Source organism: Spirochaeta dissipatitropha (genome assembly GCF_054657935.1).
Genome location: NZ_BAAHXT010000002.1, coordinates 406,521 through 427,192 on the forward strand (window position 1 = coordinate 406,521; position 20,672 = coordinate 427,192).

Consider the following 20,672-nt stretch of genomic DNA (forward strand, 5'->3'; position numbering starts at 1 on the left):
AATGCGAATTCTACTTGTTGATGACAGCAGAATGTTTTTGAGGCTGGTTGAACGCGTTCTGTCTTCACGTATTGATGCTGAAATTGACACCGCAGGCTCTCTGGTTGAAACCAGGGAATTGACTGCCGGGAATTCCTATGATGTTGCACTGCTTGATCTTGTTCTCCCGGACGCTCCAGATGGTGAGGTGGTGGATTATGTCGTCTCCCTCGGCATTCCTGTAGTTGCATTTACCGGAAGATTTGATGAAGGCCATCGCGAAAATATACTCAAGAAAAAAGTTGTTGATTATGTAATCAAGAATAACCTACAGAGTGCATCTCAATTAGTTGACATAGTCGAGCGGTTGCAGAAAAACTGCAACATCCGGATTCTGGTTGTTGATGATTCAGCTGTCGTCCGGCAGAATATCTGTTCAGCCCTGGAAGCATACCGCTTTCAGACAATAGATGCGAAAGACGGAGAGGTTGCTTTCCAACTGCTTGAGGAGCATTCGGATATCCGCTTGGTAATTTCGGATTATAATATGCCGGGTATGGATGGATTTGAACTGGTTGAGAAAATCCGTCAGAAATGGACCCGTGCAGAATTGCCGTTTATCGGTGTGTCGGGAAATGATGCCCCGTTCCTTTCAGCCCGTTTTCTCAAACTGGGTGCCAATGATTTTCTGGCAAAACCATTTACCAGAGAAGAATTGTATAGCCGGGTACTGAATAACATCGAAATGCTGGAATTTATCCAGGAACTGAAGAAGCTGGATGAACAGAAAAACAGGTTTCTTGGTATGGCTGCACATGATTTGAGAAACCCGATCAACGGCATAAGCGGTTTTTCTGAATTGCTGCTCGAATTAAGCGCTGATAAACTGGATGCCCAGGAGCGTGAATTTCTCGGTCTGATTCATCAATCTTCCAGAGAAATGCTTTCTATCGTAAATGATCTTCTGGACCTGAATGCTATTCAGACAGGAAACCTGGAAATCCGCAGAAAAAGGGATAATCTCGGTGATGTTATCAATGGTAGAATAAAATTGTTTGATACTATGGCACAACAGAAGGGCATCAAGCTTGTATTCAACAAGAATAGGGTTGAGGATATACTTCTTGACCGGATAAGAATTTGCCAGGTCATAGATAATCTGATTTCCAACGCAGTGAAATTTTCTCCAGCTGATAGTTCAGTTGAAATTGAGCTTGATGAGAGTGGTGATTCAGCGGTCGTATCGGTGAGAGATTTCGGTCCTGGAATCAGCAGTGATGATCTGGACAAGCTGTTTGTACCTTTCAGCAAAGCCAGTGCACGGCCGACCGGAGGAGAGGCATCAACCGGACTTGGTCTGGCAATTACCAAGAGAATAGTAGAAGCCCATGGTGGAAGGGTTTATGTTGAGAGTACGCTTGGTGAGGGATCCTGCTTTTCCTTTGAAATTCCCAAGCATTGACGGGACATGTTAATGTTTAGTATTTTCGTATGATGGCGGTATTTAAATGATGCATACAACCGATCATGTTCTGTCTGAGAGTCAGGAGATGTATCTGAAAGCAATCTATATAATTCAGGTACGTAAAAAAGCTGCCCGGGTCAAGGATATTGCAGAGGAACTGGGTGTGAATAAGCCTTCAGTAACAGCGGCACTAAGAGTCCTCTCCGGACTGGAACTTGTCAACTATCAACCCTATGATCTTATTACACTTACCCAGAGAGGTGAGGAGGCGGCCAGGGCAATTATTGCCAAGTATCGCGCGCTGAAGGACTTCTTTGAAAAAGTACTCGGGGTAAGTCCTGATACAGCCGAAGCCGAGGCTTGCCAGATGGAGCATAGAATATCCGAGGATGTCTTCGAACGACTTCTGCATTTTGTAGACTACTATGAAACCTGTCCCCATGAAAAAGTCCGCTGGAACCCGGTTTTGAACCGCTTCTGTACTTTGTCCGAGGATAATTGTCAAAGATGCATTGAAAATAGTTAGTTAATACAAACTTTACTAGCTTGACCTTTTTTTTCTGCTTGTGCTATCATTTTCTCATAATGCATTATAAAATTTGTCAGAAATAGGAGAAGTGATGTTGTCAAAAAGAATGTTATCTTTACTTATATATATTTTCATAGGTTCTATGGTGCTGAGTGCCGGTGGGCAAACTGAAGCTGAGAGTCGCTCATTTACTCTTTATTCAGGAAGAGGTGAATCTCTTGTCGAGCCTCTTATCGAAGAGTTCCGAAAAGAAACAGGAATAAATGTGAATGTGCGTTATGGTGGTACCAGTGAACTTGCTGTACTGCTTGCAGAAGAGGGCAGCCGGACTCCTGCCGATCTTTTCTGGGCTCAGGATGCAGGTGCTCTCGGAGCACTGTCCCTACAGAATCTGCTTGTGCAGCTCCCTGCACGCTACATAGACTCCTCATTACCGATGTACCGCAGTTCAACCGGAAATTGGGTAGCTGCCAGTGGACGGGCCCGGGTTCTTGCATATTCACCCCAGCGCCTCGCAGAGGATGAGTACCCACAGAGCGTGTTTGACCTGACCAATGAGCGTTATCGTGGACGTATAGCGTGGGCTCCCAGCAATGGTTCATTCCAGGCATTTATAACCGCAATGAGGGTTGAATACGGGGATGATGTAACCCTGCAGTGGCTGAGGGATATGTTGGCTAACGACGTTCAGTCCTACAGGAATAATACTACACAGGTTGAAGCTATTGCTGCTGGTGAAGTAGATGCCGCATTGGTAAATAATTATTATTTGCTGAGATTTCAGGATCAGGATCCTGATTACCCTGTAGCCCAGCGCTTTTTTGCAGATGGTGATATCGGCAATATGGTTAATATAGCTGGTCTTGGAATAACTGTACGTGGTTCTGCTGCTGATAGCCCGGCTCGAGAAAATGTTGAACGTTTTATTGACTTCCTGCTCGGATCAGATGCTCAGCAATATTTTGCGGATGTTGTATTTGAATATCCTGTAACCGATGCGACCGAGCAGAACCCTCGGCTTGAAAGTCTTGACAGTCTGATTAATGCCGCCCCTGAAATTGACCTGGATGCACTTTCTGACCTTGAAGGGACACTTTCGCTGCTCAGACAGGCTGGAGCGCTGTAGATGAAGTCTGCCCGAAGGCAGGAAGGCCGCCGCAGAATTTCTTCTGCGGCACCTCCTGTGGCATTGCTTGCTGTTCCCGTTGCTGTTGGCGGGATCATGTTGGTGCCTTTGCTGTACCTCGCACTGCGGGCTTTTTCGGCAGAAGCAGCTGTACTCGCGGATATGATTCTTCGTCGGCGAACACTCATACTTTTAGGAAACACCCTGCTTTTAGCGGCATCTGTCACTTCGCTGTCCTTGATAATAAGTCTGCCTCTTGCTCTGCTGACTGAACGCAGCAACCTCTACGGAAGACGAATCATTACGATGGTAGCTGTCATGCCGCTCGCTGTACCCGGCTATGTCATGGCATATGCCCTGTTGGGTATTGGCGGAAACTATGGATTTGCAGCAAGAGTTTTCGGCCTGGAAATTTCACGAATATCGGGGTTTCCTGGAGCTCTGCTGGCACTTACTCTGTATTCTTTTCCTTATATGTATCTGAATTTACGCACTGGCCTGCGCAGTCTGGATCCGGGCCTGGAAGAGTCAGCACGAAGTCTTGGCTATGGACCGACGTCGGTTTTATTCAAGGTAGTTCTGCCGCATTTGCGACCGGCGATACTTGCCGGATCGGTAATCATAATTCTTTATACCGTAGGTGACTTTGGTGCTGTGGCACTAATGCGCTATGAAGTCTTCAGTTATGCTATTTATAACCAGTACGCTAATGCCTTTGACCGGGTGTATGTATCCGTATTGTCACTGATGCTTCTGGCAATTCCGGTTGCGGTTCTGGCGATTGAAGGCCGACTGCTCAGCCGGACACATCTGGCACGGGTGGGAACCGGAGCTGCCCGAAGATCTGTCCCTGCCCGATTAGGTCCTCTGGCACAGGTTGCGGGACTGAGTTACGCTGCATTAATCAGTTTTCTCTCGATTGGTCTTCCGATTGTAATGCTCATGTTCTGGATGTTTCAGGCATCTCCGTTTGCAGAATTCGCCAGAGTTGGTCAAACATTCCTGCGTTCTGCAGCAGTGGCAGGGCCTGCCGCTCTCATTGCAACGCTTGCTGCCCTACCGGTTTCCTATATGCATTCACGCTATCCCGGTCCGGTAAGCAGAATCGCTGAAAAAGCAGCTTATATAGGCTATGCAGTTCCTCCACTTGCCCTTGCGTTGGCTCTGGTGTTCTTTTCTCTCAGGCTGATGCCGGTACTGTATCAGCGTTTACCTTTGTTGATAATTGCTTACAGCATGAACTTTCTTGCCCTTGCTATCGGGCCGTTGCGGAGTTCAATGCTGCATGCTCCCAGAAAGCTTGAGGAAGCCGCCCGTTCACTCGGTTATTCTCCTGCGGCAGCATTCTTCAAGTCAGTTTTGCCGCTTCTGCGTAGTGGAATATTCGCTTCCATTGTACTGGTTTTTGTCATGGCTATGAAAGAGCTGCCATTGGCCCTCATTCTCGGGCCTACAGGATGGACAACTCTTTCAATGGCGGTATTCACACGTACTTCTGAAGCCCTCATGGCGCAGGCAGCTCCATATGCAGCTGCTATAGTGCTGTTTTCCAGTATGTTTGTAGGACTCATGCTTCGCTACGAAGGAGATGCACATGCACCTGCTTGAAATTCAGGAACTCACCAAGTACTTTGATCTGCAAAAAGCTCCTGCTGTAAATAGCATCAGTCTAAGGGTCGAACCCGGTGAGATATTCGGTCTTCTGGGTCCCTCGGGTTGTGGAAAAACAACCACCCTGCGGATGATTGCAGGATTTACTTCTCCTGACAGTGGAGTAGTACGTCTGCGTGACCAGGATATTACTGCTTTACCGCCGGAAAAGCGTAGGATAGGCCTTGTATTTCAGGATTATGCGCTATTTCCGCATCTTTCTGCATTGCGGAATGTTATGTTCGCGCTTCCTCATCTTCCCGGGAAATTGCGGAGAGCCCGTGCATTCGAGTTGCTGGAGACAGTAGGGCTTCATGGACAGGCAAAACAGATGCCGGATCAGTTGTCCGGCGGGCAACAGCAGCGTGTCGCGATTGCCAGGGCATTGGCAGCAGATCCTGTTCTGCTGCTTCTGGATGAACCTTTCAGCAACCTGGATGCTGCCTTGCGTGACTCAACACGCAGGGAGGTGCGGGCAATTCTGAAACGGGCCAATATGAATGCAATTCTGGTCACCCATGATCAGGAAGAAGCCCTCAGCTTCTGTGATCGCCTGGCAGTAATGAATGAGGGAAGTATAGAACAGGTTGGTTGTCCAGAGCAGGTTTATTTATACCCTAGCACAGCATTCACGGCCAGGTTCCTCGGCAGGGCTAATCTGCTTGTGGCGAAGGCTTATGGAGATATGGCAGATACTGCGCTCGGACGGATTCCTATACGTCCTTGTTCACATGGAGATGTGCTTCTCTCGTTGCGACCCGAGCACCTATCCATAAGACCCTTTAAACCAGATGTGGCAAATGCAATGCCTGCCAGAGTAATTACCAGGGAATTTCGTGGTCACGATGTTACTTATCGACTGGCTGCGGGAGATAATACGTATATCGCACACACAGATTATACCCACGTCTATCAAGCCGAAGAGCAGGTGTTTATTCAGGCTCACGAGCCTGCAGTGGTTGTCAAGGATTCACCGTATTGTGGCGTCTGCAGTTCTGATGTCTGCCGCCTTCGGCATGAATAGTTGGTATTTCTGCTTTAATTACTGGATTTGTGCTGCAAAAACACATATGTCGTCTCTCTGCGGATTTCCATTCTGATACTGTTCTAATGCTTCCAGAATCCGGGATTTCTGCTGCTGGAATGGTACTTCCTGTATGCTTTCCAGCAGCTGGATAAAGCGGCGTTTACCGAAAGGATGGTTCTTTCCACCGCCGTTCTGATCAATCAAGCCATCGCTCAGAAGGTAGAAAATATCATTCTTTTTAAGTTCGATTTGCGCAGACTGAAACTCATAGTCGAGTGCAGTTCTGATGTATCCTGCTCCCTTTCGGCTCCCGGGGAAGAATTCCACGCCGCTCCCTCTGCGGACAAGATATAGCCCCATGTGAGCACCGGCAAACTGGAGGATTGACTGACCACTATGAATAATACCGATGTCCAGTCCATCATTCAGATTGCTGCCCCCTTTTTGCTGTAAATTTCTGCGTACACCATTGTGCAGCTCACTCAATATTGCTGCTGGACTGCTGGCGAAATCTGACTGAGAAACCTGAATAATCTGATCCAGGATGCTTGAGGACAACATGCTCATAAGGGCACCCGGTATACCATGTCCGGTACAGTCACCGATTGCAATGTATCCCTCTCCGGCAACCTTGGCAGATCCCCAATAAAAATCTCCCCCGACGGTATCCCGGGGCATGTATATAATAAAATGATCAGGAAATATTCTTTTCAGTTCGGAATCACTTGTCAGAGTAGATTTCTGTATGCGCTCAGCGTATTCGATGCTGGTATCGAGCTCCTTCTTGCGCTTTTGGACCTGCTGACTGCGTTGTCCAACCAGTTTTTCCAGATTATCGGAGTATTGTTTCAGGTCATTTCCCAGGCTTTCTTCACGCCTGTATGTTTCGGCAAAGTGCTGGGAAATAACTACGGACAGAGCAATCGCAAAACCAAGAATGCCGAAAGGTGCGAGGAATACTGAAACTATTATATTTTCCGCATACAGGATGTCATTTATTGAAGTGGCAAAGAGCAGTATACTTGCCAATAAAAAAGCATAGGCATAGGGACGATTTCTGATGATAGCCAGAGCAATGACCGTGATCAGGTATATAGCAGTGGTAAAGGTGGCAAGATGATATACACTCAGGAGATCAATTGCACGATCAAAAGGAAGTATCATAGTTATCAGTGAATACACTGATGCAAACAGCAGAAGTCCTTTCCAGACAAAGCCTTGACTGTCATTAGGAAACAGGAAATGCAGAAAGACCGCCATGCTTACAGGCATGAAATAGTAGGAGAGAAACCATAATTTACCGAAAATACTGAAGGGAATATCAAAAAGCAGGAGTAGTACGCGTTCTCCTGCCAGAAGAATAAAAGCAGCAAAAAAGAGACACACGAAAAAGAAAGCCAGAGGAAGTCGTTGCTTTCTGTTTACTGCAAATAGAATCAGGTTATAAAGACCTATCATCAATAATGAGCCGCCGATCAGGCCTTCGTACAACAGACCGCGCTGGCGGACATTCAGTGTATCCTGGACTTTCCCGATGTATAGAGGTCGTTTTCGGCCTCCTTCGCGGTCAATGTAATTAGCAATATGCAGAATAAGGTCCAGCTCTTCTGTACCATGGCGGATATACTCTGCCGATCTTGGACGTAATCGATGATCTGTAGATGAAATATCGGTTCCCGGAATACCGGCGTTGGCAAGTAGCGTTCCGTTAACATAGAATCGCATGGAATTTGCCGTTTCCAGAATGGTAAAGCCGATTCTGTCCGGCCAGTCATTATCAATCAGTACTCTGAGACGCAGGCTGGCGTAACTGTCAGGTGGGAAGTACTCGCCGGGTAAATTCAGATGATTCCATAATCTTGGCTGCTGGATGTAGATGGGATCCTGTAGTGCTTCTTTATCTGCGTAAACAAACTCTTCCCAGTAAAATTCCCATTCACCGGCGAGGTCAAGAATTCCGTCTGTCTCCGGATTCCATCCCCTGGCATCGAGAACACCATTCAGAGCCTTCGGTGCGTGCACTGAATCAGCAATTAGTACCTGATCCCGGATTACATTCAGAAAGAGCAGCACAAGCAGTAGAAGCAGCACAGCTGTTAGAACACGCTGGATAATTCTGGAAGCAGACATTCTCTCAGCATATACGACAAACAGAAAAACTGCCATAAAATAGCGCGGTTAAAGACATTTTTGTCAGAGGAAATTGCAGAATTACATGCAATTTCCTCCCCGCATCAGCAGCGCATTCTCATGTAAAATGTGATTTTACAGAAAGCTCATCAGTTTTAAAATCTGAAGCCCTGGCCTGAGGTAGGGCCAGGGCTTCAGACAATTCCGGGCAGTGCCGACTACTCCGCCTGGGTCTGCCAATCCATGTAGGGGAGCTTCGCAGCTGTTTGCCGTACCTTGTCCGCATTAGCTACGAGCAGTGTTGTGCTGTCCCATGTACCAGCCAGCAGGGCTTTCCGGCGCGATTCAGGCATACTGATGCTGAATTGCTGCCTGGATCCTCCGGATTCTGTGATATTGATCTGCATGGACTCGAGATCAAGGTCGAAGATTGCCTCCGGATTATTCAATGCCGTCTTCTGCATGGAAAGCACATCGTTCTTTTCTGCTGTAACCGCGGGTACTCCGAGCATCACGCAGTTTCCTGCAAATATTTCTGCAAAACTTTCTGCCACTATAGCCGATATTCCCCACCGGTGAAGACTCTGAGGAGCATGTTCACGGCTGCTTCCGCATCCAAAATTGACATTTCCAATCAGGATTCTGGCGCCCTGGAATTTATCTTCGTTAAATGGATGGGGTTTCTGGTTACCGTTATCGTCAAAACGCTCATCAAAAAACGGGTAGTCTCCCATTTTGGTGAAGGTAATTTCCTTCAGAAATCGGGCCGGAATTATTCTGTCGGTATCTATGTCGTCGCCTCTGACTGGTACGGCGCGGCCGTTGATCTGGGTTATTTTAGACATGGGCAGTCTCCTTTTTTCCGAATTCTCTTATATCGCATACTGAGCCCCTGATAGCTGCTACAGCAACCATTTCCGGTGACATAAGCAGTGTCCGTCCGCTTGTGCTTCCCTGCCGCCCGATGAAATTCCGGTTGCTTGAACTTGCACTTATCTGATCCCCCTTGAGCTTGTCGGGGTTCATTGCAAGGCACATGGAGCAGCCGGCTGCCCGCCATTCGAAACCTGCTTCCATGAAAATGGTATGCAGACCTTCCTTGACTGCCTGTTTTGCCACCTGCATTGATCCCGGTACTACAAAAGCATGTACATTTCCGGCGACCTTGTGTCCCTTTACTACAGCCGCTCCTGCGCGAAGGTCTTCTATTCTTCCGTTTGTACAGCTGCCGAGGAAAGCGACATTAATCGGTATACCTTCCATTTTCTGGCCAGGTGTTAGTTTCATATGACGGAATGCCAGCTCTACTGCAGATCGTTCACCCTCATCATCAATATCCTCAGGGACGGGTAGGGTATGCGAAATTCCCACACTTTGTCCGGGCGTAACTCCCCAGGTGACCATCGGCTCAATATCTTCTGCCTGGTATACAACGAGGTCATCGTACTCAGCATCACTGTCACTGGCGAGGGCCTGCCACTTTTCGATTGCTTTATCCCATTCCGAACCTTTCGGACAATATTCACGCCCCTTGAGATACTCGAATGTCGTATTGTCGGGGTTGACGTACCCAGCCCTGGCGCCGCCTTCAATAGACATGTTGCAGACTGTCATGCGCCCTTCCATACTCATGTTATCGAATACATCACCGGCATATTCATAAGCGTATCCAAGACCGCCTTTTACACCGAGTCTGTTGATGATGTAGAGGATAACATCTTTCGGGGTTACTCCCGGCCGCAGCTTCCCGTTTACCTCAATCCTTCGAACCTTCATTGGATCCATTGCCAGGCACTGGCTTGCAAGAACATCGCGTACCTGACTGGTGCCGATACCAAAAGCGAGGGTGCCAAATGCGCCGTGAGTGCTGGTATGTGAATCTCCGCAGGCAATCGTCATACCTGGTTGGGTGAGACCCATTTCCGGACCGATTATATGTACAATTCCCTGTTTACCGGTTTCGAAGTTGAAAAACTCAACCCCGAATTCTTTTGTATTCTTTTCAATAGCCTGCATCATCAGTTCCGCCTGCGGATCGGTGAATGGTCGTTTTTGATCCCTGGTTGGCACAATATGATCCATTGTGGCAAAGGTTCGCTGCGGATATGCCACTCTCAATCCTCGTTCCCGGAGCATATCGAATGCCTGCGGACTGGTTACTTCGTGAATCATGTGAAGACCAATAAATAACTGGGTCTGTCCTGATGGTAGTTCGGTAACAGCATGCTGATCCCAGACTTTGTTGTATAAGGTTTTTTTTGCCATACATCCTCCTGAATACCTGCTGACGCAGATAGCATGAAGCTAATGTATACTTGTTTTAAATATTTGTAAAAGATATATTAATTATGATTGCCATAGGTTTTTGCTATGGATAATCCGCTAACTGCTCAGGAAAGGATTGAAATTGTGGAGATCCATCAGCTCAGGTACTTTCTGTCGATCTGCCAGACAGGTTCTTTTACAGCTGCGGCTGAATTATGTCACATCAGTCAGCCCAGTCTGTCTGTTCAGATATCAAAACTCGAGGAAGAGTTGGGTGGTAGTCTTTTTGAACGTTCCCGGCAAGGTGCCCGCCTGACGGCGCGTGGGGAACTATTAAAGCCAAGAGCTGCCGAAACCCTCCAGCAGCTTCTACTGGTACGAAGTGATATGGATGCCTATGATGGTCTGGCTCGGGGTTCAGTCAGGTTAGGCTGCCTACCGGCTACAGGTGCTCACATTCTTCCGGTTTTGCTTGGAGCATATCAGATTGATCATCCGGAAATCGACATTCAATTAAAGGAGGAGAGCAGTCCCGGCCTTTCAGCTGCACTCCTCAACTATGAAATAGATATAGCTGTAACGGATGAGGCGGGGCTGGACCGGAACCTGGAAGCGGAGGTTCTATTTTCGGAGGAGTTGCTGGCAGCACTTCCTCTTGATCATCCCCTCGCACTGCGAAGTGAGCTGGATCTACAGCTGCAGGCACTCAAAAACGAAAGTTTTATAATTATGAAGGAGGGTCACGGATTTCATCGTATTGTCATGCAGGCATTACAGCAGCAGGGTATTTCTCCTCAAATTGTTTATGAAAGTGCAGAAATAGAGACTGTTCAGGGTCTCGTAGGGGCCGGTCTGGGAGTCAGCCTTGTGCCTAAAATGGTAAGAAAAGCCTGGGGAATCGCATATCGAAGAATTGCAGTTCCCAGACCATCCCGGACATTGTTTCTGGCATGCAGAAGCTTCGCAGATCTGAGTCCTGCCGCGCAGGCTCTCAGGGAAACAGCTCAGCAGCATCTGCAGAATTTTGGTGTTTAGCCTTTTTCCTGCGTTTCATTGTATACAGCATTTTGTCTGCTCTATGTATAAGCGTCTCAATATCATCATTGCTGTCTGCCTTGAATCTAGCAGAACCGAAGCTCAGTGATAGACTGTAAGGCTTTCCGGCGACAGCGTTATGCTCCCTGGCCGCCTCTTCAATCCTGTCAGTCAGGTTCCGGATACGGGAAGGATCGTTTTCGAAGATGAAAGCAACGAATTCGTCACCGCCCATACGGGCAATCACATCAGTGCTGCGCAGACAGCTCTGCAATATATTGGCTGTTGCGATGATGGCTTCATCGCCTTCGCGGTGACCAAAACTGTCGTTTATCTGTTTCATTCCGTCCAGGTCTATATACAGCATATATGCACTGTCCTCGACCGATTTCAGCAGTTCCATCTGCTTTGGAACCAGTGTCAGAAAACCTCGCCGGTTGTACAAGCCGGTCAACTCGTCTTTTTCTGCCAGAATCTTCAGCTTGAGCGAATAATGCTCCAGTGTTCTGAGTGCGTTACGGAGTTTGCTCTGAGTCTCTTCCTGCTGTTTGAAAAGCAGGGCTGTTTTCATGGCCGCAGCTATTTGATTAGTCAGTGTCTCGAAAACATTCGTGTGAATTCTCTTTGTTTCCAGAACCATATACCCTAACTGTTCTTCCCTGAAGTAGAGGGGACTAATTACTTTTTGATATAAGCGCTTGTCTGGATATACGCTATCAGGGAGGATCCTGATTGGCTTGAATGATACAGGTAGAATATCGCCTGGATTGCTGCTGTCGTAGCCCATTACCATCTGGAGCCGCTCTGGTTGTTTCCAGTCCTCGCCTCTCTTGTGAACGATTATGTCTTCGTATGCTACCAGATGTGCGCATGTAATGCCAAAGCGCGGTAGGTCTTCCTTCAAAAGCTCGGTCAATTCCTGCATCGAGATTATTGAAGTCATGCGCTGCATCATGGCCCGTCCTATTGTCATGTTCTTTTCCATTCTGAAGCGGTTGGCAGCCTGGAGTAGGTGTTCTGCTTCGCTGATCATAATCCTGGCATTGAGGAAAAGAATTTCACGGATCATTTTATCCTGTTGGGAAAGGTCAGAAGTGTCAGATTCAGCCTTTATCACCTCGAGAATCTGCTGCCATGGTGCGGAAGGACCGGTACCTGTAAGCTGTAGCTGCAAAGCGCTGTCAAGTTTACCGAGGAATGCGGTTTTGATTTGCTCTGCATTCATGCCGGATGAAAACAGAGAAAGAAATTCTTCGATCTTCTCCTTATCGTCCACGAGCTTGTGAATGTCTGCTGTGCCTTTTGATATGAATCGTGAAGAAAGGCTTTCAGCAGAATTACAGGAGGATCGAACTACAAGTTCTGTAGGAAGAAATACATGCTTGATCTTCCTTTCCCCTTTGAGAGCTTTGTAAGCAAGTTCTGCGGCAGTCCAGCCCTGTTTATAAAATGGCTGCTGCACTGTGGTCAAAGGAGGGAGTGAGAATTGTGATTCAGGAAAGTTGTCAAACCCGCTTATACCTTTATCCCTGGGAATCCGAATACCGTTCATCTGCAGGACTCTCATCGCTGCAAGGGCCATGTTGTCATTTGAAGATATAATGCAGTCGAAGTCGATCTTTTTGTCCAGTAGATCCTGAAGTGGTTCTGCGACTGTGTCTTCTGTGAAATCACCGTATAATAAGAGGCGGCTGTCATGAACCAGATTATTCTCCAGCATTACCTTTTTGAAAGCCTTATATCTATCCTGTGCTTCAGGATTTCTAGCGGGTCCATGAATAAACAAAGGATTCCTGTAGCCTCTGTTCTGAATCATGTGACGGCTGATCATTTCCATACCTCCGGTATTGTCAACGCAAACCGAAGTGAAGTTTTCGAGCTTGAGACCAAGACTTATTACAGGTATATCGCGGCATGTATCGAGGAATTTCTGAAAATTATGGGATCCTGTAAAATTTGCAAGGGTTCCGGTGGATGCGATCAAGGCATCAATATTGCCGGAATGAACGTGCTCGTAAATGACATTGCCCTGATATAGATATCTCCTGGGGTTATTTAATGCTTCACCCAGAAAAACCAGCAGATTACAGCCAAGATGCTCTGCCGCATCCGAGGTACCGGACAGGAGTTGAATTGAATATTCATCATAAACATTCGTCAGTTGTAGACCTATGGTTGGATTCCTGCTGTTCATTACTATCAGTATTGTATGCTGATTTTCGGGAAATAGCCAGAAATTCCAGTTTCATCAGTATTGTGTGAAGTTTGTATGAAGACTTGCAGAAAAGCAGTTTCCAGCCTACCATATGCAGTATGACCCAGGCAGAATTACAGTCACAGCGTGAGCTGGTAGTAAAAAGAATAGTTGAATTAACCGGTTCTCTCCCGTATCTTGATGAAGAAACCAAAGCAATAGCGCCCAGCTCGAGTCTTGGCCGCCTGACCAGAATGGAAGCCCTGAATGATAAAGGTGTTAATGAACACATAAAGGGTCAAACCAGAATTACCTTGCAGAAGCTCGAAAACGCTTTACTTCGTATAGACAGTGGATCCTACGGAAGCTGTGTGCGTTGCGGACGAGAAATACCCCTCGGTCGTCTTCAGCTCGTTCCTGAAGCACTGGTGTGCGTGCCCTGTGCGGAAAAGAAGCGCTGAGTAATGTCACTAACCAAGCATTGTCTGGACATACTCTCGGATATTCTGAGATACACACGTATGGATTTGGGTGCTCCCTGGCAGCTCGAATTTGTCATGAATCCTCATGCCGGTACCTGGCGGCAGGGTGGGGCTGCACTTCTGCGTATGCTGCAATCCCTGGATCTGACACTTCATCAACAGGAGCCTGATCCAGACAGCTGCTGCGGCAAGCCCGTCAAAGCCTTTAATATACGTCATTGGGTAACCCCGGGGCCTGGTGGAGAGAAGCAGATTGCCGGTCAGATACTTCAGGACGGTTTTTCGGGACCACGGCTTGTGATTATTGCCGGCGGGGATGGTACCGCGCAATCCCTGTTCAGTTCATTTCTTGACCTGCATTCCCCGGAAAGCAGCTGTATGTATTTTTATCGTTTACCGCTGGGATCAGGTAATGATAACAGTGATGCTGATGATATGCAGAGTGCATTAAATGCTCTGACAAGCGGAATACTGTGTCCTGCTGCATCAATGGACATGCTTGAGATTATGACTGATTCCGGGCGCGTATACCGTACTTTTAATATTGTGTCATTTGGTCTTGATGCCTATGTAGTTCAATTGAATCAGTGGTTCAGAAAATGGATTCCCGGTAATTTTTACTCAATCATGGTTGATATCGGCAGCCTGTTCTATCTTCCCTGGCTTGGCAAGAAGAAAATCAGGGTAAGTCCCGGTTCATCTGATCAGCCTTCCTCTGATCAGAATAGTCCTGCCTGGTACAATGGATGCTTTCTCATTGCCGCACTGGGAGTCAGCGGTAGCAGGCAATATGGAGCAGGCAAAAAAGTACTTCCTGACAATGATAATCTCTGTCTGATTGAGCGTTTGAGTATATTCGAGGTTTTCAGATTCAAGAAGCTGCTTTATTCGGGACAGCATCGTCAGCTCGAGGCTGCTCATTTCACCAGCTTCAATCAGCTGCAGATCGATTATTCCGGTACCCTGTGGATGCAGTGTGATGGAGAGCAGGTGCTGCTGCATTCAAGTGACTTCCCGCTTCGTATCGTGAAAAAGGCGAGCCCATGGAAGATTCTTCGATCGCTTGCCTGATCAGCTTATCATCGGTATGCTGTTTGTATGAATAATTGCTGCTGTGACACAAATGCCTTAACATCTGATCATGTAGATGGAAAGATATCGAGAATTGAACAGTATTATCTCAGCAGAATGTCATCAGTCTGTCCTGACTGGCAGCTTCTCGGCTGGGAAAATCAGTCCGCACAATATCGCAGATTTGCCGTTCTGGAGTCTTTGCTGGAATCAGGACAGAGAATTCTGGATGTAGGCTGTGGTCTTGGTAATCTGCTGGACTATTTTCAGATTCATGAACACATAGTGGATTATACCGGGATAGATATACTTGAAATAATGGTTGAAAAAGCACGTGCGAAACATCCGGCTGCTCGTTTTGAAGTGCAGGATATTTTTCTGGAAGATTGCCTTCCCGGACATGAGTTCGATATTGTTTTTTCATCCGGAATATTCAATATCAATCTCGGAAATAACGAGGAGTTTCTATGCAAAGCCGTCAAGCGATTTTGCGAATTCTCCAGTGGCCATGTCGTATGCACCCTTCTTCATGAACGCTCTCCTGATAAGGAATCAAGATATTTCTATTCGGATCCCCGGCGAATGTCTGCACTGATCAGCCAATCTATTCCTGAATGCAGCATCAGTATTATTGATAACTATTTGCCTAATGATTATTCACTGCACATTGCATTACCGTCAGTATTGAACTAGAATTAGCAACAGGGGTTTCGTCCGTGTTCAAGCGTACTGTCTGCATTATATCCGCCAGCATCCTGTTACTGCTTGGTTTTTCGATTTCTGCTCAAAATCTTAGGGTTGGAGTATATTCCAACAGCCCCAAAATATTCATTGATTCCCGAGGTAATCCCGCAGGAGTATTCATTGATCTCCTGGAATATATTGCCCGTCAGGAAAATTGGGAGCTGTCATACGTTATTGATGAATGGTCGGTTCTTGTCGATGCCGTCAGCGAAGGTAATGTTGATATATTGCCTGATGTTGCCTATTCGGAATCCCGTGCCCGAAATATGCTGTTCAGTCAGATCAATGTAGTTGATGACTGGCTGCAGGTATTTGCTCTACAGGATAGCGGGATCAATACCCTTGCTGATCTTGACGGCACCTCGATTGCGGTACTGCAGGGTTCAATGCAGGAAGAGTACCTCAGCGGCAGTTTCAGGGAATCGTTTGGTTATAACTTCAGTCTTCATTCGCATGCTGATTATTATGGTACTGCGCAGGCTGTCCTTCTGGGAACGGCTGATGTTCTGGTCGCTTCCCGGTTTTTTTCATTTTCTCCGGAACGAGATTCGCGTATTGTTCCGACTACCATAGTTTTCCGCCCTTCTGTAACTCTGTTTGCCTTCAGCAAGGATATTGATTCTGAGATTCCTTTGACTATAGATGCTCATATGGCTGCTTTGCAGAATGATCCCTATTCTGTGTACTACCGTTCCCTTGACACCTGGTTTGCCCCACCTCGTTCAATGGTTTCCCGGGTTCTGATTGTCTTGCTGCTGGTTTCAGCCGTATTGCTGCTTATTATGGCTGTGTTTGTACCAGTGCTGAGAATGCAGGTGAAAAGAAGCAATGCAGAATTATTGCTTGCAAACGCTAACCTGAAGGAGTCACTTGAGGAGCGCGAAAAACTTTTACGTGAACTATACCATCGAACACGCAATAACATGCAGATAATCTGTGCGATGCTCAATTTGCAGGCCGCTCAACAGGATTCTGAAATTCTGTCTGATGCCTTTGCGTCTGCACAGGGGAGAATTCAGGCCATGGCTATTGTGCATGAAAGCATGCTTGAAGCAGAGAATCTTCACTGTCTTGCTATGTATGATTTTATTCGCGATCTTGTTGAAATGGTCAGAAGTAGTGACCCGCAGAATTACTCCGGAATAAAGGCTGATATAGATGTCCCTGATATTCCGGTTAATATGGATAATGCCCTGCCGCTGGGTCTTGTGCTGAATGAACTGCTTTCCAACAGCTTCCGCCATGCATTTGTGCAGAGATCCCGGGGAGATTCACCGGAGATCAGTATCCGGATGATTAATCATCCGGCTGATGCTAGTCGTTATTCAATTGTGTATCAGGATAATGGAATTGGAATACAGGACATTGAAGCATACATTCAACCTTCCAGTCTCGGACTGCAGCTGATCCATTCTATCGCAGAATCACAGCTCGGTGCAGATGTGCTCTTCGAGCGTCGGCAGGGCATGTATGTTCGTATTGAGTATGTGTATATGCAGCAGTACGGCTGTACCGACTGAAAATCCTGCTGAGCTTTTTATTTCTGTGTCTGGCTGTTCGGATTTTGGACAGCCAGGGCCTGCAGGTTCCAGCCGCTGGGCTGCTGGAATACACGCAGACCAAATTCAGGCAACACAGCCAGAAGGTGATCAATAATATCAGCCTGTATTCTCTCGTAGTTTACCCAGGTCTTGTCTGTGCAGAATAGATACAGTTCCATGGGAAGCCCGGTAGGTCCTGGTTCAAGATAACGGATCATATGAATCATTTCCTTCTGGACCTGGGAATGGTTCTGCAGATAGGCGGTCACATAGGCCCTGAAGGTTCCCAGATTCGTCATTCTTCTTCCGCTGATATGGTCATCTGCCCCGATGCCGAGGCGCTTGTTGTGTGCAGAGATATCTTTCTGTTTATTGCTGACGTAGTCGCTCAGAGCGGGAATGCTTTCGTAAGCCTTGATTTCACTGTCATCCAGGAAGCGAACGGATTGCATGTCGATATATAATGCCCGCTTTATCCGTCTTCCGGGAGAATCGCTCATGCCGCGCCAGTTCTTGAAGCTGTCGGATACAAGAGCGCTGATAGGAATTGTGGTATAGGTCATATCCCAGTTTCGCACGGTAATGGTTTGCAGGGTCATGTCTATTACATCACCATCCGCCCCGTATTTCGGCATTTCAATCCAGTCTCCGATGCGGACCATATCGTTAGCTGAAAGCTGGAGGCTTGAGACAAATCCCATAATCGAATTCTGAAATACCAGAATAAGAACTGCACTCATGGCTCCCAACCCGCTGAGAATCCCGATGGGGGAGACGTTCATGATAGTAGTGAACATCAGAATACCGGCTACAATGTATGCAAATATCATGATCATCTGCAGGTAGCCCTTGATTGGTTTTTTTCTTGCAATCTCGATGCTGATTGAATTGTAGATTCTGTTTACCGCATCCAGGCTTGCTGCGAGGGCGTGTGCTATCATTCCGATCATATAAGCAGCCAGCAAGCGTCTGAGAAGATCGGTCACTGAGTTGATTCCCGGAAGAAAGGCTGGCAGAAGTATGTATAAAAGCCATGCCGGTACGATTTTCAGCAGGCGTTTGAAGACCCCGCTATCAAGGAGCGTTTGATCCCATTTAACCGAGGTTTTTTCTACAAATCTATGAAGAATCCTGCTCAGGAAAAATCGGATTAAAAGGTTGGTGACAGCTGTCAGCAGGATAAGGCTGAGGACAGCCAGGAGCTGACTTGATCTCAGTGATAGTTCCGGGCTGAAATTCAGCATTTCAAAGAGAGGGCTTAACTGTTTGTCAAAACTCCAGGGGTCTGTGTGACTCACTTCTGCTCCTTCATTTATTTGCTTTCTTCGCAATGTATATTGATTGTACAGCATCATTGTTCTGCAAGGGATTAAAGAAACGGATTTCTTCAGCGCTTGCTGCTGCAAAAACATCAGCAAGATGCTTTGTAAATCGAGGATCCGGAGGATTGTTTGACCAGAGGGCAAAAACTCCTCCCGGTTTGATTTTCTGCATCATGTTATTCAAACCTTCAGAGGTGTAGAAACCTGCATTATCGGGGTCAAGAAACTCTTCTGGTGAATGATCAATATCCAGGATAACTGCGTCAAATAATCTGTGTGGATCTTCAGGGTCAAAACCCTCTGGGCTTTCTGCCATTGCGAAAAAATTCCCGGAAACAAACCTGCAGCGCCTGTCATTGCAGAGCTCCCTGCTTAGTGGCAGGAGTCCGTTTTTATGCCAGTCGATTACAGCATCCAGCATGTCAACTACAATAAGTTCATTAACCCGCAGATCTTCAAGCACTGCATGTGCTGTGTAGCCGAGGCCAAGTCCGCCGACAACAACATCGAGCAGCTCACCCTCTACGGTTTCCATCCCCATTTTGCCCAGCTGATGTTCTGATTCGGTAAACATACTCGACATTAAATATTCGTCGCCTAGTTTGATCTCGTATATGTCATCACCACCGTACAGATTTTTACGCCTTCTCAGGCTGAGTTCCCCGATAGATGTCTTACTGAATCCAAGTTCCTCAAATAAAGCACTCATTCATGCAGTATAAACGAAATTGCAATCATGGAAAGTATTGACAGCTAAAACATACGGCACTAGGATTATTTCATGATAATAAATGACTCAGATCACGGATCAGAATCTATACGATGGGGTATTCTCGGTTGTGGGAATATAGCACATAATTTTTTGAAGGCTTTGCCATATACATCCAATGCGAGTCTCACCGCGCTGGCTTCCAGAACGCCCGGAAAGGCAGCTTCGATGGCTGCTGAGTACACTGTGGAGTTTCCTGATGTTTCAGTTTACTGTGACTATGCTGATCTGTTTGAGTCGGATGACGTTGATGCTGTATATGTGGCAACCACCCACAATTTTCATTACGAGAATGTGAAATTATGTCTGGAAGCGGGGAAGCATGTGCTTTGCGAAAAGCCGATTACAATCAACGCTGCTCAGCTGGAGGAGCTTCGAACCCTGGCATGGTCGCAGGGGTGTTTTCTTATGGAAGCCCTATGGACCAGGTTTCTCCCCGGAATAATCAAACTGAGGGAACTGATTGAAGATAATACCATTGGTGATATCCGGTTTCTACAGGCAAATTTCGGGATAGAGGCGAATCAGGACCCTCAACATAGGCTTATGAACAGGGATCTCGCAGGAGGCGCATTACTGGATCTGGGCATCTATCCTCTGAATTTTGCTTGTATTGTTTTTGACAGCATGCCCGTTGAGGCAAGAAGTCTGGCAGCAATCGGACAAACAGGTGTTGATGAGCTCTCTGCGTATCTTCTGCAGTTCGCCGAAGGGCGTATTGCCGTACTCAGTTCAAGCTGTGCCGTTAATGTGCCTCATACTGCAGTACTGTATGGATCAGAGGGGTCAATTACGGTTGAAGATTTTTTTCATCCATCACGGATTATTGTTGAAACAGAAAAAGGTAGAAGTGAGTATGATGTTTCGTTTCCATCAAGCGGATTTCAGTATGAAATTGAAGAATCCTGCAAGTGTATTCTTGCTGGAATGAAAGAGAGCGAACTTCATTCTCTTTCTCGATCCATGAGTATTATGCAGCTCATGGACGGCTTCCGGAAGGACTGGGGACTGCAATATCCCGGTGAATGAGTTTTTGCAAAAAGCTCTGAAAAAATTCTGGAATACTGCTTGACCAAAATACCGTGCTCCGGTATATTCACCCTCACGCGCCGGGAGGCGCCGATCGCTAACCGGCATTCGTCGGAAAGTCAATTAAAAGTTTTTATGTTGAACACATAAAACCCTTGACACGATGCTGTGAGATGTGGTAACTTCCCTCTCACGATCTTGTTACCAGGCTTGGCCTGGGTGACTTTTGCGGTCTGGTCTTTTACAGATAATAGAGAAGGAAGGATGCCGTGGAGTGGGAGAGGCGTGGCGCTCAAGTTGTTATGCAGCAAGTA

Annotated in this window: 18 protein-coding genes; 11 read left to right on the plus strand and 7 right to left on the minus strand. The window is 46.9% G+C overall.

Annotation, left to right across the window (positions count from 1 at the left end; genetic code table 11):
• Window position 1 precedes the first annotated feature (1 nt).
• The 5 genes from ACYQ2L_RS03535 (at window position 2) to ACYQ2L_RS03555 (ending at window position 5,773) form a co-directional block, all read left to right on the plus strand.
• Entirely contained in the window at window positions 2–1,441 is a 1,440-nt protein-coding gene (locus ACYQ2L_RS03535) for a hybrid sensor histidine kinase/response regulator (protein WP_460051108.1), read from the plus strand.
• 46 nt (window positions 1,442–1,487) lie between these two features.
• Window positions 1,488–1,970, plus strand: coding sequence for a metal-dependent transcriptional regulator (locus ACYQ2L_RS03540; protein ID WP_460051110.1), 483 nt, complete (start codon window positions 1,488–1,490; stop codon window positions 1,968–1,970).
• 145 nt (window positions 1,971–2,115) lie between these two features.
• Entirely contained in the window at window positions 2,116–3,099 is a 984-nt protein-coding gene (locus ACYQ2L_RS03545) for an iron ABC transporter substrate-binding protein (RefSeq protein WP_460051112.1), read from the plus strand.
• Complete coding sequence (locus ACYQ2L_RS03550) at window positions 3,100–4,707, plus strand: ABC transporter permease (protein ID WP_460051114.1); 1,608 nt, start codon at window positions 3,100–3,102, stop codon at window positions 4,705–4,707.
• Window positions 4,694–5,773, plus strand: a complete 1,080-nt coding sequence (locus ACYQ2L_RS03555) for an ABC transporter ATP-binding protein (RefSeq protein WP_460051116.1) — start codon at window positions 4,694–4,696, stop codon at window positions 5,771–5,773. The genes ACYQ2L_RS03550 and ACYQ2L_RS03555 overlap by 14 nt, the downstream gene beginning before the upstream one ends.
• Before the next feature lie 18 nt (window positions 5,774–5,791).
• On the opposite strand, the gene ACYQ2L_RS03560 is transcribed toward ACYQ2L_RS03555, so the two are convergent.
• From ACYQ2L_RS03560 to leuC, 3 genes are all read right to left on the minus strand, one after another.
• Window positions 5,792–7,906 (minus strand): PP2C family protein-serine/threonine phosphatase, encoded by a 2,115-nt coding sequence (locus ACYQ2L_RS03560; protein ID WP_460051118.1) that lies wholly within the window; start codon window positions 7,904–7,906, stop codon window positions 5,792–5,794.
• A gap of 218 nt (window positions 7,907–8,124) precedes the next feature.
• Complete coding sequence (gene leuD, locus ACYQ2L_RS03565) at window positions 8,125–8,751, minus strand: 3-isopropylmalate dehydratase small subunit (RefSeq protein WP_460051120.1); 627 nt, start codon at window positions 8,749–8,751, stop codon at window positions 8,125–8,127.
• Window positions 8,744–10,171, minus strand: coding sequence for a 3-isopropylmalate dehydratase large subunit (gene leuC / locus ACYQ2L_RS03570; protein ID WP_460051122.1), 1,428 nt, complete (start codon window positions 10,169–10,171; stop codon window positions 8,744–8,746). Before leuC ends, leuD begins: the two co-directional genes overlap by 8 nt.
• A gap of 105 nt (window positions 10,172–10,276) precedes the next feature.
• Here leuC and ACYQ2L_RS03575 point away from each other — a divergent pair, with 105 nt between their 5' ends.
• On the plus strand, window positions 10,277–11,206 hold the full coding sequence (locus ACYQ2L_RS03575; RefSeq protein ID WP_460051124.1) for a LysR family transcriptional regulator: 930 nt from the start codon (window positions 10,277–10,279) through the stop codon (window positions 11,204–11,206).
• Here ACYQ2L_RS03575 and ACYQ2L_RS03580 read toward each other — a convergent pair.
• A complete protein-coding gene (locus tag ACYQ2L_RS03580) occupies window positions 11,163–13,400 on the minus strand; it encodes a GGDEF domain-containing protein (protein ID WP_460051126.1) in 2,238 nt (745 codons plus the stop codon). The two genes, ACYQ2L_RS03575 and ACYQ2L_RS03580, sit on opposite strands and share 44 nt — an antisense overlap.
• A 119-nt stretch (window positions 13,401–13,519) precedes the next feature.
• On the opposite strand from ACYQ2L_RS03580, the gene ACYQ2L_RS03585 reads away from it, so the two are divergent.
• From ACYQ2L_RS03585 to ACYQ2L_RS03600, 4 genes are read left to right on the plus strand one after another with little or no spacing between them, the layout of a single operon-like run.
• Window positions 13,520–13,861, plus strand: coding sequence for a TraR/DksA family transcriptional regulator (locus ACYQ2L_RS03585; protein WP_460051128.1), 342 nt, complete (start codon window positions 13,520–13,522; stop codon window positions 13,859–13,861).
• Window positions 13,862–13,864: 3 nt separating this feature from the next.
• A complete protein-coding gene (locus ACYQ2L_RS03590) occupies window positions 13,865–14,953 on the plus strand; it encodes a diacylglycerol/lipid kinase family protein (RefSeq protein WP_460051130.1) in 1,089 nt (362 codons plus the stop codon).
• A 27-nt stretch (window positions 14,954–14,980) separates the two neighbouring features.
• Window positions 14,981–15,646, plus strand: coding sequence for a class I SAM-dependent methyltransferase (locus ACYQ2L_RS03595; protein ID WP_460051132.1), 666 nt, complete (start codon window positions 14,981–14,983; stop codon window positions 15,644–15,646).
• Window positions 15,647–15,669: 23 nt separating this feature from the next.
• A complete protein-coding gene (locus tag ACYQ2L_RS03600; protein ID WP_460051134.1) occupies window positions 15,670–17,217 on the plus strand; it encodes a sensor histidine kinase in 1,548 nt (515 codons plus the stop codon).
• Window positions 17,218–17,234: 17 nt separating this feature from the next.
• Here the strand turns inward: ACYQ2L_RS03600 and ACYQ2L_RS03605 are convergent, their stop codons facing one another.
• Together ACYQ2L_RS03605 and ACYQ2L_RS03610 are read right to left on the minus strand one after the other, a co-directional pair.
• Entirely contained in the window at window positions 17,235–18,536 is a 1,302-nt protein-coding gene (locus ACYQ2L_RS03605) for a mechanosensitive ion channel family protein (protein ID WP_460051136.1), read from the minus strand.
• Between the two features lie 10 nt (window positions 18,537–18,546).
• Window positions 18,547–19,269 (minus strand): spermine/spermidine synthase domain-containing protein, encoded by a 723-nt coding sequence (locus tag ACYQ2L_RS03610; RefSeq protein ID WP_460051138.1) that lies wholly within the window; start codon window positions 19,267–19,269, stop codon window positions 18,547–18,549.
• Between the two features lie 72 nt (window positions 19,270–19,341).
• Between ACYQ2L_RS03610 and ACYQ2L_RS03615 the strand changes: the two genes are divergently transcribed.
• A complete protein-coding gene (locus tag ACYQ2L_RS03615) occupies window positions 19,342–20,358 on the plus strand; it encodes a Gfo/Idh/MocA family protein (protein ID WP_460051141.1) in 1,017 nt (338 codons plus the stop codon).
• Window positions 20,359–20,477: 119 nt separating this feature from the next.
• Here ACYQ2L_RS03615 and ACYQ2L_RS03620 read toward each other — a convergent pair.
• Window positions 20,478–20,672 (minus strand): hypothetical protein (locus tag ACYQ2L_RS03620; RefSeq protein WP_460051143.1); only part of this gene is annotated, 195 nt, incomplete at its 5' end.

Excerpts from the sequence above, each read along its gene's own strand:
- ACYQ2L_RS03585 (WP_460051128.1), top strand. The coding sequence starts at position 13,520 with ATGACCCAGGCAGAATTACAGTCACAGCGTGAGCTGGTAGTAAAAAGA.
- ACYQ2L_RS03555 (WP_460051116.1), top strand. The coding sequence starts at position 4,694 with ATGCACCTGCTTGAAATTCAGGAACTCACCAAGTACTTTGATCTGCAA.
- leuD (WP_460051120.1), bottom strand. The coding sequence starts at position 8,751 with ATGTCTAAAATAACCCAGATCAACGGCCGCGCCGTACCAGTCAGAGGC.
- ACYQ2L_RS03580 (WP_460051126.1), bottom strand. The coding sequence starts at position 13,400 with ATGAACAGCAGGAATCCAACCATAGGTCTACAACTGACGAATGTTTAT.
- ACYQ2L_RS03560 (WP_460051118.1), bottom strand. The coding sequence starts at position 7,906 with ATGTCTGCTTCCAGAATTATCCAGCGTGTTCTAACAGCTGTGCTGCTT.
- ACYQ2L_RS03590 (WP_460051130.1), top strand. The coding sequence starts at position 13,865 with ATGTCACTAACCAAGCATTGTCTGGACATACTCTCGGATATTCTGAGA.
- leuC (WP_460051122.1), bottom strand. The coding sequence starts at position 10,171 with ATGGCAAAAAAAACCTTATACAACAAAGTCTGGGATCAGCATGCTGTT.
- ACYQ2L_RS03550 (WP_460051114.1), top strand. The coding sequence starts at position 3,100 with ATGAAGTCTGCCCGAAGGCAGGAAGGCCGCCGCAGAATTTCTTCTGCG.
- ACYQ2L_RS03535 (WP_460051108.1), top strand. The coding sequence starts at position 2 with ATGCGAATTCTACTTGTTGATGACAGCAGAATGTTTTTGAGGCTGGTT.
- ACYQ2L_RS03540 (WP_460051110.1), top strand. The coding sequence starts at position 1,488 with ATGATGCATACAACCGATCATGTTCTGTCTGAGAGTCAGGAGATGTAT.
- ACYQ2L_RS03575 (WP_460051124.1), top strand. The coding sequence starts at position 10,277 with ATGGATAATCCGCTAACTGCTCAGGAAAGGATTGAAATTGTGGAGATC.
- ACYQ2L_RS03595 (WP_460051132.1), top strand. The coding sequence starts at position 14,981 with ATGAATAATTGCTGCTGTGACACAAATGCCTTAACATCTGATCATGTA.
- ACYQ2L_RS03610 (WP_460051138.1), bottom strand. The coding sequence starts at position 19,269 with ATGAGTGCTTTATTTGAGGAACTTGGATTCAGTAAGACATCTATCGGG.
- ACYQ2L_RS03545 (WP_460051112.1), top strand. The coding sequence starts at position 2,116 with ATGGTGCTGAGTGCCGGTGGGCAAACTGAAGCTGAGAGTCGCTCATTT.
- ACYQ2L_RS03615 (WP_460051141.1), top strand. The coding sequence starts at position 19,342 with ATGATAATAAATGACTCAGATCACGGATCAGAATCTATACGATGGGGT.